The sequence below is a fragment of the Mycobacterium sp. 1164985.4 genome (assembly GCF_001668575.1).
Lineage (GTDB): Bacteria > Actinomycetota > Actinomycetes > Mycobacteriales > Mycobacteriaceae > Mycobacterium.
This window is the reverse complement of the sequence record NZ_LZMD01000106.1, coordinates 1-14391: the sequence shown is the minus strand read 5'-3', so window position 1 is coordinate 14391 and position 14391 is coordinate 1. Positions and strand designations below refer to the sequence as shown.

Below are 14391 nucleotides of genomic sequence, written 5' to 3'. Positions count from 1 at the left end.
CTGCTAACCTCTGAAAGTCGGTTGGTGTTGCGACGTTGACTAGAACCCAACCCGGAACTACCTGCTCAATTTTCGACTGGAACCGACAGAGCGGAAGCCCTGGAGGACAGCTACACCTATTCTCGGGGTGCGCGTATCCGAGGGATGACTGTAAACCCGGTTGCATCGGCCATCCAGTTCGTTATTGTCGGCGCGATCGCGGGGGCGACGAGGGCGCGTCTGATCCAGTATGGCTTCTTGGGAGCCTCGGTAGGGCTTTCCATATCCATCATCGGTGTGCACAGCTACCTGGAAGGATTGCTGCAGCCAGCGAGAGCCGCCCTTATCGGTGACACCGGGATCGGCGACTACCTGCCGCGCTCTCGCCCGACTTTTGCGTTCTGGTCAAACCTGGCCGTGGTTGCGACTGCGTTTTCGTTTGCGCTGTCAGGTGCGATGTTGGCGCTGGTCCTGGGTCGAGCCGATGTACCCCCTGTGATCGCCGTTGTGATCGGGTTAGCCTTGACGTTTGGTTTGGCCGTGCCCATCACTGTTGCAGTCGGGCTTTCACCGTCTCTGCAGCCCATCCGCGAACTCGCTAACGCGACGGAACGGGTGGCAGCTGGCGACTTCAGCCAGCGTCTGCCGGTTGTTCAGGACGATGACCTCGGTGCGCTGGCCGCGTCGTTCAATCGAATGCAGGAGGGTTTGGCTGAGCGGCAACGACTTCAGGCGGCGTTCGGCACCTACGTCGACCCCGTCCTCGCGACGAAGCTCCTCGAACAGGGCGACGATGTTTTCACCGGCGAGCGTCGCGAAGTGACGGTGATGTTCGTCGACATCCGCGACTTCACCCCATTCGCCGAAACCAACCCTGCCGAGGATGTGGTCGCCCGACTCAACGCTCTGTTTGAGATCGTGGTGCCCGCTGTCGTCGACGCGGGTGGGCACGTGAACAAGTTCCTCGGCGACGGAGCACTGGCAGTCTTCGGCGCTCCCAACGACCTCGCCGATCATGCCGATGCGGCGCTCAACGCTGCCTTGTTGATCCAGCGTCTGGTCGCCGAGCGTTTCGGTGGCGAGCTTCGGATCGGCATCGGCATCAACACCGGCATGGTGATCGCCGGGACCATCGGCGGGGGGAGCAAGCTGGAGTTCACATTGATCGGCGACACCGTCAACGTCGCCGCCCGCGTCGAGCAGCTCACCAAGACCACCGGCGACGCGATCCTTATCACCGAGCAGTCAGTAAATGCTCTTTCCTTTCGACAATTCGGACTGATTGATCGGGGATCGCATGCGCTGAAAGGTAAGTCAGCCGCCATACAGGTCTTCGGTCTCTGACCTAAGCCCATCGGGAGGTCGCGAACAACCTCCTACCTGCGGATCTCCCGTGGCATCCTGTTTGGGATTGATAAGGGGGACGCGGTGGCTCTGAAGGATAAGGTGCCTGCAGATCTGGTCGGCGGAGACGTCGAGGAAGGTTACGGCAAGGTCGCTGACGCCTTCCGCCGAAATCTGTGCAGCGGTCGGGAGATAGGGGCCGCTGTCGCGGTCTATCGCGAGGGCCGCAAGGTGGTCGATCTATGGGGCGGCTACCGCAACGGAATCACGCAATCGCCATGGGAGCACGACACCGTCGTCATCGTGTTCTCGACCACGAAAGGTGTGGCCGCGCTGGCGGTGGCGCTGGCCGTTTCTCGTGGCTACTTGTCGTATGACGCGCTTGTGGCTGATTACTGGCCCGAGTTCGCGCAGAGCGGCAAGGACTCGGTCACGGTGCGCCAACTACTCTCCTATCAAGCGGGACTGGCGGTGATCGACGCGCCTTTAACGCTCGGTGACTTCACTGACCCGGAGAAGATAACCGCGATACTCGCGGCGCAGGCCCCCGCGTGGCCACCAGGGACTCGACAGGGCTACCACCCGTGGGGCCTAGGCCCGTACCTCAGTGAACTGATCCGTCGTACAGATCCTGGAGGAAGGACGTTGGGTCGGTTCTTCGCCGAGGAAATCGCCGCACCGTTGAAGTTGGATTTCTACATCGGGCTACCAGCCTCACTGGACCGCGACCGCGTGGCGCACTTGCACGGATGGTCGGCGACCCGGATGTTGTTTCATCTGCACACGCTTCCACCGCGCTTTGCAATTGCGATGACGAATCCTCGCAGCCTCACAGCGCGGGCCAGTATGCCGCCCGGCGTCAAACGGTTCGACGATTTCAACCGCGAAGAGGTGCGGGTAGTTGAGATGCCCGCAGGAAACGGCCACGGAACGGCGCGCTCAATCGCACAGTTGTACGGCGACGCCGCCACCGGTGGTTCAAAAATCGGTTTGTCATCAGGCAGTCTTCACGCGCTGCAGCAACCGCCGGTTCCACCGACAGGTGGACTGCGCGACAGGCTTTTACACGTGGACACATCATGGTCTCTAGGCTTCTTGAAGCCCGCTCCAATATCCGTCTTCGGCTCCACCGACCACGCATTCGGTACAGCTGGTGCGGGCGGGTCTTTTGGATTCGCCGACCCAGAGACCGGCACCGGCTTCGCGTACGTGACGAATAAGGTGGGTTTCCACCTGATCAGCGACCCACGCGAACTTGCCCTCCGGCAGGCGCTGTTTCGAGATGTGATCGGCAGTAGAACTCAGACCTAGCACTGCTCGACCTACCGCCAATTAGGAGATGGGGCAGCCGACCACGCTCCGCATCCGCCCTACGAGATCACGACGAGGAGGTGCCATTCGCCGGGCACACCCTTGAGCGCGTGCGCGCCCCGGTCTTCGAACTGCAGCCCCGACCCAATCACCAGGTCGCGCAGCGTGCTTGACACCAGCACGTCATTCGGACCTGCCAGAGCACTTATACGCGCCCCGATATGCACTGCGATCCCACCGATGTCATCGCCTCGGACCTCGACTTCACCGGTGTGCAACCCAGCACGCACCTCGATGCCGAGCGCCTGCACCGCGTCACGGATTGCCATTGCGCAGCGGATCGCCCGCTGTGGGCCATCGAACATCGCCAGGAAGCCGTCCCCCGATGTGTTCACCTCACGGCCCCGGAAGCGCGACAACTGGGATCGGACGACAGCGTCATGCGCATCAAGCAGAGCATGCCAGCCCCGGTCACCCATCTCCGCGGCGCGACGTGTTGATTCCACGATGTCGGTGAACAACACCGTGGCAAGAACTCGGTCATCAGCCACGTCAGCCTGCTGGCCGGTGAGGAACTCCGCGATCGCCTGGAAGGACGCACGCCATCCCGGTTCCACGAAGTGGTACACGTTCCGGCCCGGCAGCTCAACATACTTCGCGCCCTCGATGTGCTCAGCGAGATACCGGCCCTGCGCGGGCGGGATGAATGGGTCATCGACGTGCTGGACGACGAGGGTCGGCACGCGGACGGTCGGAAGAACCGCCCGCACATCCACTTGCGTCCCCAGGTAATACATGAGCGATAGGGCCTTCGGGCTGAGTGCCACACGTTCCATTCGCGCCCAGGATGCCCGGATCTCCTCGTTCCACGGCATGTCCGGACTTTGCGCAAGCTGTATCTGTCCTGTGCCCCAAACGCTGACGAGGCCAGCGAGGAAGTCTGCGGGATCGATGGGGCCGTTAGGAAGCTCAGCCGACGGATCTGCGTAACCTTCAAGCGCGATGAGCGCGCTGGTGCGCGCCGGATATGTCGCTGCGAACAGCGCCCCCGTCGCAAACGCGGAGTTCGACGCGACGACAACCGCTTCGCGACTTCCGAGATCGTCGAGCACGGCAGTGATGCTGTCAGCCCACTGCTCCAACGTCGGCAGCGCGCCCGGCTCCACGGGATCAGAAACTCCACTGCCCGGCTGGTCGAAAATGATGAACCGACCCAGCGATGTCATCGCATCGACCCAACCCTGAGTTGATGGCAGCTCAGGAAAATGCTCGCAGCACGTAAACCAGTTCGGGACGAACACGATGTCGCGCTCACCTTCGGCGGACGCACGGTAGGCGACGCGCAAGTCCCCGTTCAGCGCATACCGCGTCTCGGAGAACACGGCGGAAGTGTAGGCCGAGAAGTGGGTCGCGCAATGCGGATCGGCGGCGTATATGCTGCTCACGCGCGTTTCCCTAAAGTGGTTTTCGGTCGGTCGGTAATAACCTGCTGTAGAAGTTCTGACCCTTCACCGTCGGGACCCCATTTGGTATCCCGGAAATTGTTCGGGGCACCAGTCCGTGGGCACAAGTAGGTGCCTATCGACTGCGAATCGAAAAAGCGCAGTCCGCGTGGTGGCTGTCCCGATAATCTGTGATGCGCATAGCCCGCGTCAGGAGGCTTGAGATGTCTTCTTCCACACCAGTTCCGGATGCCGAGGGAGGCCAGAACCCACAGAACGGGCCGTTGTATGTACCGGCTGGTACAGGCATTACCAAATGGTCGTCGGGTGACGTGAACACGATCAAGGCGAGCGCAGCGACGACAAATGGGTCATTCGGGTTCGTCGAGGCCTCCGTGCCCCCCGGCGGGGGCCCAGTCGCCCATGTCCATCGACGCTCGGACGAGGCCTTCTACCTTGTACACGGCGAGCTAGAACTCCTTGCTGGGGACCGCATCTTCACGGCGCGATCTGGGGACTTCATATTTGTGCCCCGTGGCACCCGGCACCGTTTCAGGAATACAGGTCTGCACACCGCGAAGCTGCTAACTATGTTCTGCCCGGGCGGCGCTGAGGAAATGTTCACCAAGTGTGGCGATGAGCCCGAACCCGGGGTGGCCCCGCCTCTGTGGAACTTGAATCGCCTCCGACAGGCGAGGGAAGTTATCGGTCGGCATGACATCGATTTCAAGGCAGTTCCAGAGCCGCCGTCGTCTACGACGTAAGTTATAGGCCCCACGGGTGGGGACCTCGACGCGTTGTCGCCTGCGTCCGTGTCTCGAAAACGAATAGAGAAGGATTGTGGGCAAAATGTGGACAGGAAGCCTCGGGCACTAGTTTCGAGTGAGCCTGAGATCGCCTGTCAGCCCGGTGATGGCCATATAGAAATTAGCCTCTGAGCTAGCCTTTTAGAAGTCCCAGTCCTCGTCTTCGGTGACGACGGCCTTGCCTATCACGTAACTCGACCCCGAGCCAGAGAAGAAGTCGTGGTTCTCGTCGGCGTTGGGCGACAGTGCCGACAGGATCGCCGGGTTGACGTCGGTCTCGTCGCGCGGGAACAGCGCCTCGTAGCCCAGGTTCATCAGCGCCTTGTTGGCGTTGTACCGCAGGAACTTCTTGACGTCCTCGGTCAGCCCGACGCCGTCATACAGATCCTGGGTGTACTCCACCTCGTTGTCATATAGCTCGAAGAGTAACTCGTAGGTGTAGTCCTTGAGCTCGGTCTGCCTGGCCGCGTCCTCGAGCGCCAACCCGCGCTGGAACTTGTAGCCGATGTAGTAGCCGTGCACGGCCTCGTCGCGAATGATCAGCCGGATCATGTCGGCGGTGTTGGTCAGCTTGGCCCGGCTGCTCCAATACATCGGCAGGTAGAAGCCGGAGTAGAACAGGAAGCTCTCCAGCAGCGTCGAGGCCACCTTGCGCTTGAGCGGCTCGTCGCCCTTGTAGTACTGCATGACGATCTCGGCCTTGCGCTGCAGGTTGGGGTTCTCCTCCGACCAGCGGAAGGCGTCGTCGATCTCGGCGGTCGAGCACAGCGTCGAGAAGATGTTGCTGTAGCTGCGCGCGTGGACCGACTCCATGAACGCGATGTTGGTGTAGACCGCTTCCTCGTGCGGCGTCAGCGCATCCGGGATCAGGCTGACCGCGCCGACGGTGCCCTGGATCGTGTCGAGCAACGTGAGGCCGGTGAACACCCGCATCGTCAGCTGCTTCTCGTGGTCGTTGAGCGTGTTCCACGACGGGATGTCGTTGGAGACCGGCACCTTCTCCGGCAACCAGAAGTTGCCTGTCAGCCGGTCCCACACCTCGGCGTCCTTCTCGTCTTGGAGACGGTTCCAGTTGATCGCCGAGACACGGTCGATCAGCTTCATGCCATCACTCACGAGAACCCCATTTCACCTGGTCTTTGGTCCACCCGAAGCGCTTTTCCGCCCGCCACCGACACTACCCCTGGGGGACGACAACCACCCGCAACACAACATCGTGTGTCTGGCGTGTCGTCCACCGCGAGTTACCGGTGCGGCCGGTGTGCATTCTGATCGTCTTTTCCGGCCGACGGGCACGGAATCGCGATCTGGGCGCACACTAGGCGGCGACGTCCCCCCGCCGCCCGCCGAAGAACCGGTACTCCGACTTGTCGAATTTGCGGGTCGCCAACCAGTACTGCCACGTCATGCCGCTCCACAGCGTCCGGTTCACGCCGTGCTCGTCGAGATACCAACTCTGGCACCCGCCGGTGCTCCACACCGTTCCGGCGAGTTCGCCCTGCAACTCCTCGTTGTAGCGGTCCTGGGCCTCGCGGGTGGGAGCCAGCGCCTGAGCGCCGGCCCGGTCGACTGCAGCAATGGCCTGCGCCGCGTAGCGGATCTGCGACTCGATCATGAACACCACCGAGTTGTGCCCCAGCGCCGTGTTCGGCCCGAGCAGGAAAAACAGGTTCGGCATGTCGGCGACCGTGATGCCGCGAAGCGCCGCGATGCCCTCGCGGTTCCACCGGTCCACCAGGTCCTCGCCGCGCGGGCCTTTGATGTGGACGTACGTGTACGAATCCGTGACGTGGAAGCCGGTGGCGAACACCACCACGTCGACCTCGCGTTCGGTGCCGCCGGCGGTGACGATACCGGTCGGCGTGAACCGCGCGATCGCCTCGGTGACCACCTCCGTTCTCGGATCGGCGATGCCGCGATAGTAGGTGTCGGAGTTGAGGATTCGCTTACACCCGGCGCGGTAGTTCGGCGTCAGCTTGCGGCGCAGTTCGCGATCCTTGATCGACTTGCGAATGTTCCACTTGCCCAACAGCTCACCGATTTTCAGCAGCCGCGGCTCACGGGTCATCGCGAATCCGACACCTTCATGGATCCAGTAGATGCCTGCCCGCATCAACTGCCGAGTGCCCGGCACATTGGTGAACAGATCGCGCATCCAGCGCGGAATCGGGTTGTTGGGCCGCGGCATCACCCATGCCGGTGTGCGCTGGTACAGATGCAGGGCGCCGACGTCCTTGACGATCTCGGGCACGATCTGGATCGCACTGGCTCCGGTGCCGATAACCGCTACGCGTTTGCCCGTCAGGTCCACGCTGTGGTCCCACTCCGCGGAATGGAAAGCGGCACCTGCGAATTCGTCCAGGCCGGGAAACTCCGGGATGAACGGTATGTGCAGGCCGCCCGCTCCGGAGATCACGAACTGCGCGATGAACTCGCGACCGTCTTTGGTGAAGACGTGCCAGCGGTGCTCGTTGTCATCCCAATGGGCGCGGTCGACGTGCGCGCCGAACCGGATATAGCGGCGCAGACCGTATTTGTCGGTGACGCCCTTGAGGTAGTCGAAGATCTCGGGCTGGAACGACCACATGTGGCGCCAGTCGGGCTTCGGCTCGAACGAGAACGAGTACATGTGCGACGGGATGTCGCACGCGCAACCCGGATAAGTGTTGTCCCGCCACGTGCCGCCGATCTCGTCGGCCTTCTCCAGCATCAGGAACTCGACGTTCTGGCGCTGTAGCGCGATGGCCATGCCGAGGCCGGAGAACCCGGTGCCGATGATCAGCGCCCTGGTGTGCACCGGTTGTTGATCGGTGGTGTGATCGGCCGTCTGCTCGGCAACCGTCATCGGTCTCCCCTAATCCCCGGCCGGCGCGTGGCCCCTCCATCGTGGGCACATCCTGGGAACGCCGGTACCGGGTACTTGCAAGTCTCCGGACCGCGCCCGGAGGTGTCAACGCCCCCTTCAGGCGACAGGCTGCTGTTTGCGAACCGCAGTGTGAATCGGCTGGTCGGGGTCGATTTGGATGCCCAACAACTCGGCGGTGCCGTTGATCGCGCCCACCATGATCGTGGTCATGTGCGCGATGAACTGATCGGCGGGCATGCGGCGCGCGCCGTCCTCGTCGTCGCCCAGCCACCAGTCCGTCGCCGACGCCGCGGTGCCGAAGATGGCGTACGCCGCCAGCTCGAAGGCCGCCGGGTTCGGCGCCAGGTCCTTGAGCTCCTCGCTGATCATGTCGGCCACGGCCAGCGTGATCTCGCTGCCCCGGTTGACGGTCGTCATCGCGGCGGCCGACTTGTCGGCGAATCGGCCCTGCAACAGGAACCGCACCACGTTCGGGTGCTGCTCGACGAGGTCGACATAGTGCGCGACGCCGCGGCCGACGATCCGGCGTGCCGAGTCGTGTTCCACGTCGATCGACGGAATGATCGCCGCCCACAACATGTCACGCATCCGCTGACCGATCTCACCGAACATGTCGGACTTGTCGGTGAAGTGGCGATAGATCTTGGGCTTGGCGGTGCCGGCCTCTTCGGCGATCTCACGGACGCTGACGTTGGGACCCAGCCGGTCGATGGCGCGGAAGGCGGCGTCGACGATTTCGGCGCGCACCTTCTTGCGGTGCTCACGCCAGCGCTCGCTGCGGGCGTCGACCTTGACACCCGGCTCGCTACTCGGCCGTGGCCTGGACCCTCGTCGCACCCGGTCACTCTACCGCTCCGGCCCTGCTGACCAGCTCAGACCAGGCCGCGTGCGTTTTCCGGCGGCCCGCGCGGCCAACTCCGTCCGACAAGAGCGGCGGTCGCGGCACGGGTAATATCGCTGCGACAGCAGATCGACGAGACGAGTTTCATGACGCAGCATTACGACCTGGTCATCGCAGGTGGCGGGCCCTCCGGCTCGGCCGCCGCATGGCAGGCCGCTCAGACCGGCGCCAAGGTGGTGGTCCTCGACAAGGCCGAATTCCCGCGCGACAAGCCCTGCGGCGACGGCCTGACCGCCCGCGCGGTGAGCTATCTGCAGAAGATGGGGCTCTCCGACGAGGTCGCCACGTTCCACCGCGTCAACCGGGTCACGGTGTTCAGCCCCAGCCAGTGGGAGCTGTCGTTCCCCCGCCGCCCCGGCATGCCCGACCACGGCCACACCGTCAGCCGCACACACCTGGACACCGTTCTGCTCAAGCACGCCGAGTCCGCGGGCGCCGAGGTGCGCCAGGGCGCGGAGGTGTCCGGGCCGATCATCGAGGACGGCCGGGTGATCGGCGTGACGCTCAAGAGCGGCGAGAAGGTGCACGGCGACGCGGTCATCGCCGCCGACGGCGCCTACTCCCCGATCAAGCGCGCGCTGAAGATCGATTCGGAGTACAACGGCTACTCGGCGATCGCGATCCGCTCGGAGATGCCGGCCAACCGCCCCGACTCCGACAGCCTCGACATCTACTTGAAGCTGGTCTTCGAGGGTGATCAGCTGCCGGGCTACGGCTGGGTCTTCCCGATGGGCAACGGCGTGTTCAACATCGGATTGGGCTACGTCAACAGCTACAAGAACTGGCAGTCGATCAACGCGACGCAGTTCCTCGGCGAGTTCCTGCGGACACTGCCTCGAGAGTGGGACCTGCCCCCGATCGAGGAACTCAAGAAGAACAAGAGCGTCCGTGCCTGGCGGTTGCCGATGGGCTTCACCGCGTGGCCGCCGTGGCGCCCGGGCGTCCTGTTCGCCGGGGACTCGCTGGGTGCCGGTAAGCCCGCATCGGGCGCCGGTATCTCGAAGGCACTCGAATCTGGCTTGGCCGCAGGCGAATGCGCGATCGCGGCACTGCTGAACGGCGGGCCCGACGACTTCACGAACTACGCGCAGCGCATGGAGGCGGCGTGGGGCCGGGAGTACCGGCGCGGCCGCTACATGCACAAGCTGATCGGACAGCCGAAGCTGGCCAACGCCGGGGTCAAGCTCATCGACAACGCGGCGTTCCGTGACCGGATGCTCAAGGCGCTCTACAAGAAGGCCCAGGGCCCGCAGCACACCGTCAAGTAACGCCGCGGGTTCGGCGCGCTACTTGGCAACGACCGTCAGCAGCACCGCCGAGTCTTCGAGGGCTGCGAGGCTGTGTCGTTCGTTCGGTATCGGCAGGTAGTCGCCTTCCCTGCCTTCCACCGAAATGCTCACGCCGTTGAGCTGTACCCGTCCGCGCAACACCAACAGCGTTGCCTCGCCGGGGCTTTCGTGGTCGTCCAGGCCGTGGCCGGCGGCCAGCGCCAACACCGTCTGGCGAAGCGTGTGCTCGCGGCCGCCGTACACGGTGTGGGCCGACCGGCCGGCTGAAGCGGCCTTGGCAGCTTCGATCTGCTCGTCGGCGAGGCGTTGCAACGCCAACGCGGTTGACGCGGTCATGAGTTTTCCCTTCTCGTCCCGACATTCACCGTTCGGGGCGCAATACCAAACTGACTTCGCACGAACCGCCGTGCGGGTCCGGCGTCACCGACGCCTGATAGCGGGCGCCGACGGCGTCGGCGTTGTGGTTGACCACCTCTTGAATGAGGCCCTGCTGGATACCGCGCACGACCTCCGGCGCCGACGAGGCAACCTCGGCCAGCGGGCATGTGCAGATCTGAACCGTCACCTCGCCGAACGAATTCAGCACCGAACGAACCTGGAAGCCAAGCTCGTTGAGGGTGGCGACCACCATGTCGGCGATCGTGGCCTCGGGCCGCTCGCGGGCCAACCGAACCCGATGCGCCAGGTCCGCGCCGATCCGCAGGGCCCGCTGCTCGCGCTCCTGCGCCGTCCCGCCCAGGTGTTCGGCGAACAGCGACACGATGTCGGCATAGTCGAACCGGGGCGCCAACTCGTAGGTGAGTCGCGGCCGCCCGGCGCGACCGGCCTTGGTCGCGCTGCCCCTTCGGATGACGCCCCGCTCCTCCAGCATCGTGAGATGGAAGCGCGCTGTGGTGATGTGGATCTGCAGAGCGTCGGCGACCTGCTGGGCGTCCACGGGCTCCGCCGCGTTCTTCAGCAAGCCCAGCACTTTCTGGCGCTGTTGGCCCGCCGCCCGGTCGGGCGGCGCATCGAGATCGTGGCGCGACACAGACATGGTTCGAGTCTGTCACGACGTGGGCACGACGCCGACGACCGCAACCGCAATCAGCGCGCGCCGATACCGGTGGAATGTCTTGCGCATACCGATGACCCGCTTACGGGCCGCGGGCCGCACGATCAGGTTGCCAACGATCCGCAGGGCGCCGGTGAAGCCCTCGTCGGCCAATACCCGCGCCGGATTCAGCAGCGCCATCTTGGCGTGATGAACGGTCACGACCTCGAAGCCTGCCTCGGTCAGCAGCGCCACCCACTCGGCGGTCGTCAGCGGGCGCGCGTTGACCTTGATCGCGCGCGCCATGTCCCTGCGGATCTCGTCCTTGGTGTCCTGCGCGAGATCGTCGGGCTGCAGGCCGAGTTCGTGGATCGCGTAGCGGCCGCCCGGGCGCAGAACGCGGAACGCCTCGGCGACGATCGCGCGCTTGTCACGGTCGCCCTGCATCGTCAGCATGGCCTCGCCGATCACCACATCTGCGCTGCCCGAGGGCAATCCGGTGTCGGCGGCGTTGGCCACCACAACCTGACCGTCGACCGGTGCGACGACCGCGCGCACCGTCTCGCTGGTGGCGTCGGTGTCGTCGACGCCGACGTAGGAGCGGGGCCGCTGGGCGACGATGTCGGTCGCAGTGCGGCCCAGGCCCGGTCCGAGCTCGACGACGTCGGCGCCGCCGATCCCGGCGGCCGCCAGCAGCCGGCTGGTCAGCTCCAGACCGCCCGGCCGCAGGACCCGCTTGCCCAACCGGGCCAACAGCCAGTGGCCCGGCAGATCCGCGTCGGACCGCTGCGCGAGCGGAAGTGATTCTCTGCTAGTCATCTCCGAATTGTCCTTCCCATAGCGGCGATCACGAAGATCGCCGTGAAAACCGAGCATGCGTAGAGCAGGGCGCCGTTCTGGCCCCACGGCGGGATGAGCACGGCATCCTGTCCGGTGGCGTACACCGCGTTCAGCAACGGCATGAAACGCTGCAGCGTCGCCCCGCTGGGCAGGTAGCCCGCCGCGGTCTCGGCAACGAACGCCCACAACAGGATCCCGCCCACCGCCGCCAGCGGCGAGCGGGTGAGGGCCCCGACTCCCACACCCGCCCCCGCCGCGAACAGCGCCAGCAGCGGCACCGTCCACAGCAGTCGCACACCGATTTCGTCGGTCAGCGACACCGGTCCGTAAACCATCGGCGCAATGAGCGGCAACCCCGTGAGCACCACGACGAGCGTGGCGACGGCCACCAAGGCGCCCATCCCGCCGTAGAACAACCACCGGCCGAGCATCACCGACCACCCGCGCGGTATGGCCAGACGCACGTGTTCACCCGCGCCGGAACGCGTTTCGGCGGCCTGACCGTCGGCCCCCGCCACGGCCACCAGTGCGACGGTGATCGTGATGACCCAGTAGGCGGCGTTCGACGTGGTGACCTGCAGCACCGAGATCTGCCCGGGGATGCGCGCGAAGGACTCGGCGACCCATGCGATGCCGAAGGTGATCGCCACTGGAACGAGCACCGCCGCGGGGACAACGACGGTCCACAGCCGGCTGGGCCCGCCGGTGCGAACGATCTCGGCGTGCGCGCTGCGCAACATCGCGGCGGTCATGCGCACTCCAGTAGCGTCGCCTCGAGCCACTCCCGGGTGTCGGCACCGGTGGGCGCCAACTGCGCCAGTTCACCCGCTGCATGCATTTTGCCCCGACTGAGCAGCGCGACGTGGTCGGCCGTCAGGGCCACCTCGCCGAGCAGGTGGGTGGCCACGACGACCGTGCGGCCCCGTTCGGCGAGCCGACGAACCAGCGAGCGGAACCAGACGATGCCGGGAACATCGAGCCCGTTGAGCGGTTCGTCGAACAGCAGCGTGTGGGGATCGGCCAGCAGTGTTCCCGCGATGGCGACCCGCTGGCGCAAGCCCAGCGACAGCCGGTCGATGCGCTTGGAGCGGTAGGCGTGCAGGTCGGTCTCGGCGAGAACCGCGTCGAGGCGCGCGCCGTCGATCCCGGAAAGCGCTGCGAGCCACGACAAGTGGCGGTGCACGGTGTGGCGGGGGTTCATGGCCGTCGGGCCCAGGTGAAACCCGAGCACGCGCGGGTCGTGACCGGGAGGATGGCCGCACACCGCGATCGTTCCGCTGTCGGGACGGGTCATCCCCGCGAGCAACCGCAACAGCGTGGTCTTGCCCGCGCCGTTGAGCCCGAGGAGTGCGGTGACGGAACCGGCGGGAAAGGTGACGGTGACGTCGTCGACGGCGCGGCGAGAACCGAACGACTTGGTCAATTCGACGATTTCGATCACGCGGCCATCATTCGAAGTTGCACGGGATCGGCAGGCCGAGAGTCTTGATGCCGTTGCACAGCGACTTGCTCGCGAGCTTCCAGCGACCGTCGATCCGACGCCATTCGGCCTCGGCGCGCACGGTCGGCGAACCCTGCCTGGTGGCGTTGATGATCGCGGTGTGACGGTCACCGTCGTGGGTCTCGGGACCGGTCACCACGCTCGATCCGCGCGGCGGACGGAAGAAGCCGATCCGATAGACCATCTTCGGCACGACGACCGCGCGGCTGCCGCCCTCGAGTTGAGCGGCCTTGACCTCGTCCGGTGCGGGAGTGGCGACCAGTAACCGGATCTGCTGGTCGAGTTCCTCCAGCGACGGCACCTCGGAGGTGATCGCGAACTCATGGTCCTGAGCCGGCAACTCGTGCTCCGGGCCGGGCTGGGCTTGCGCTGCCGGAGCGAAGGAGGCGGCGGCGACCATCGTCGCCGCGAGAACGCACAGGCGCCTGAGCATCAACCGCTCTCCTATTTAGAGGAAATGTTTCCGGTTAATCTAGACGTCCACCAAAGATGAGGCAAGGCTTACCTGCTATCGACCGGCCATCCCTGCGCCGAGCGCACGGTTGTTTACGCCTCGACCTGGGATTTTGCGTACGGACGCGTGCGCTCGGCGATCGGTCCCCTACACCCCTAACGCCGACGCGGGGCCATCCCTCATCGGGTCGCTTCGGGTCGCGGTGCGCGCCCCGTTCCGCAAGGAACGGCGCGGCAGCACGCTCTAGCCCATGAACTTGACACGACTTCTGGCACCCACCGCGGCGACGGTCGGCGTGGCGATCGGGCTGGCCGCGGCCGCCGGCGCCGCTGCGGTCAGCGACGACTTCTGGGAGTGCGCGGCCGACCACCAGGACACCGACGGCCTCGGCGTCTGCTGCGTGTTCTACGGCGGCGATTACGACGAGAAAACCGGTGAATGCTAGATCGACCACGAGGCGAAGCCAGAGGAGGCCCAGACCGGCCCCGGCGTTCCGCCGAAGCACCCGGTGCTGACGCGGGTGGACCGCCTGCCGACCTTCGCTCTGGGCTAGCTGGCTGTAGGTCGAGTCAAGAGGGTGGGCGGCCGTAGTGGTTCGACACCCGTGGGTGGGGTGCTGGATTGG

General features: G+C 65.1%; 14 protein-coding genes and 1 pseudogene. 5 read left to right on the top strand and 10 right to left on the bottom strand.

The features are described from left to right. Positions 1-84 precede the first annotated feature (84 nt). Positions 85-1323, top strand: a pseudogene (locus A5650_RS23515) (adenylate/guanylate cyclase domain-containing protein); the annotation flags it as partial. A gap of 84 nt (positions 1324-1407) precedes the next feature. Then, positions 1408-2634 carry a serine hydrolase domain-containing protein gene (locus tag A5650_RS23510; protein ID WP_067297607.1) on the top strand — a complete coding sequence of 409 codons (1227 nt, stop codon included), beginning with the start codon at positions 1408-1410 and terminating at the stop codon, positions 2632-2634. 59 nt (positions 2635-2693) lie between these two features. Here A5650_RS23510 and A5650_RS23505 read toward each other — a convergent pair whose 3' ends face one another. Next, positions 2694-4016, bottom strand: coding sequence for an adenylate/guanylate cyclase domain-containing protein (locus A5650_RS23505; protein ID WP_067297618.1), 1323 nt, complete (start codon positions 4014-4016; stop codon positions 2694-2696). A gap of 254 nt (positions 4017-4270) precedes the next feature. On the opposite strand from A5650_RS23505, the gene A5650_RS23500 reads away from it, so the two are divergent. Next, positions 4271-4840 carry a cupin domain-containing protein gene (locus tag A5650_RS23500; protein ID WP_353615202.1) on the top strand — a complete coding sequence of 190 codons (570 nt, stop codon included), beginning with the start codon at positions 4271-4273 and terminating at the stop codon, positions 4838-4840. A 183-nt stretch (positions 4841-5023) separates the two neighbouring features. Here the strand turns inward: A5650_RS23500 and nrdF are convergent, their stop codons facing one another. From nrdF to A5650_RS23485, 3 genes are all read right to left on the bottom strand, one after another. Continuing rightward, complete coding sequence (nrdF, locus tag A5650_RS23495) at positions 5024-5986, bottom strand: class 1b ribonucleoside-diphosphate reductase subunit beta (RefSeq protein ID WP_067297605.1); 963 nt, start codon at positions 5984-5986, stop codon at positions 5024-5026. Positions 5987-6200: 214 nt separating this feature from the next. Then, positions 6201-7727 (bottom strand): flavin-containing monooxygenase, encoded by a 1527-nt coding sequence (locus tag A5650_RS23490; RefSeq protein ID WP_067297603.1) that lies wholly within the window; start codon positions 7725-7727, stop codon positions 6201-6203. Between the two features lie 117 nt (positions 7728-7844). Further along, the gene (locus tag A5650_RS23485; RefSeq protein ID WP_067297600.1) at positions 7845-8585 is read right to left on the bottom strand and encodes a TetR/AcrR family transcriptional regulator; all 741 of its coding nucleotides are present in this window, start codon (positions 8583-8585) and stop codon (positions 7845-7847) included. Positions 8586-8735: 150 nt separating this feature from the next. On the opposite strand from A5650_RS23485, the gene A5650_RS23480 reads away from it, so the two are divergent. Next, a complete protein-coding gene (locus A5650_RS23480; RefSeq protein ID WP_067297598.1) occupies positions 8736-9917 on the top strand; it encodes a geranylgeranyl reductase family protein in 1182 nt (393 codons plus the stop codon). Between the two features lie 18 nt (positions 9918-9935). Here the strand turns inward: A5650_RS23480 and A5650_RS23475 are convergent, their stop codons facing one another. From A5650_RS23475 to A5650_RS23450, 6 genes are read right to left on the bottom strand one after another with little or no spacing between them, the layout of a single operon-like run. After that, complete coding sequence (locus tag A5650_RS23475; RefSeq protein ID WP_067297595.1) at positions 9936-10274, bottom strand: cupin domain-containing protein; 339 nt, start codon at positions 10272-10274, stop codon at positions 9936-9938. A gap of 25 nt (positions 10275-10299) precedes the next feature. Continuing rightward, on the bottom strand, positions 10300-10974 hold the full coding sequence (locus tag A5650_RS23470) for a helix-turn-helix transcriptional regulator (protein WP_067297593.1): 675 nt from the start codon (positions 10972-10974) through the stop codon (positions 10300-10302). A 12-nt stretch (positions 10975-10986) separates the two neighbouring features. Further along, the gene (locus A5650_RS23465; RefSeq protein WP_067297590.1) at positions 10987-11790 is read right to left on the bottom strand and encodes a class I SAM-dependent methyltransferase; all 804 of its coding nucleotides are present in this window, start codon (positions 11788-11790) and stop codon (positions 10987-10989) included. Next, complete coding sequence (locus A5650_RS23460; protein ID WP_067297614.1) at positions 11787-12563, bottom strand: ABC transporter; 777 nt, start codon at positions 12561-12563, stop codon at positions 11787-11789. Before A5650_RS23460 ends, A5650_RS23465 begins: the two co-directional genes overlap by 4 nt. After that, positions 12560-13252 (bottom strand): ABC transporter ATP-binding protein, encoded by a 693-nt coding sequence (locus A5650_RS23455; protein WP_067297588.1) that lies wholly within the window; start codon positions 13250-13252, stop codon positions 12560-12562. Before A5650_RS23455 ends, A5650_RS23460 begins: the two co-directional genes overlap by 4 nt. Before the next feature lie 7 nt (positions 13253-13259). After that, on the bottom strand, positions 13260-13745 hold the full coding sequence (locus tag A5650_RS23450; RefSeq protein ID WP_082950910.1) for an MTB12 C-terminal domain-containing protein: 486 nt from the start codon (positions 13743-13745) through the stop codon (positions 13260-13262). A 271-nt stretch (positions 13746-14016) separates the two neighbouring features. On the opposite strand from A5650_RS23450, the gene A5650_RS23445 reads away from it, so the two are divergent. Beyond that, positions 14017-14211 carry a hypothetical protein gene (locus A5650_RS23445; protein WP_067297585.1) on the top strand — a complete coding sequence of 65 codons (195 nt, stop codon included), beginning with the start codon at positions 14017-14019 and terminating at the stop codon, positions 14209-14211. Positions 14212-14391 lie beyond the last annotated feature (180 nt).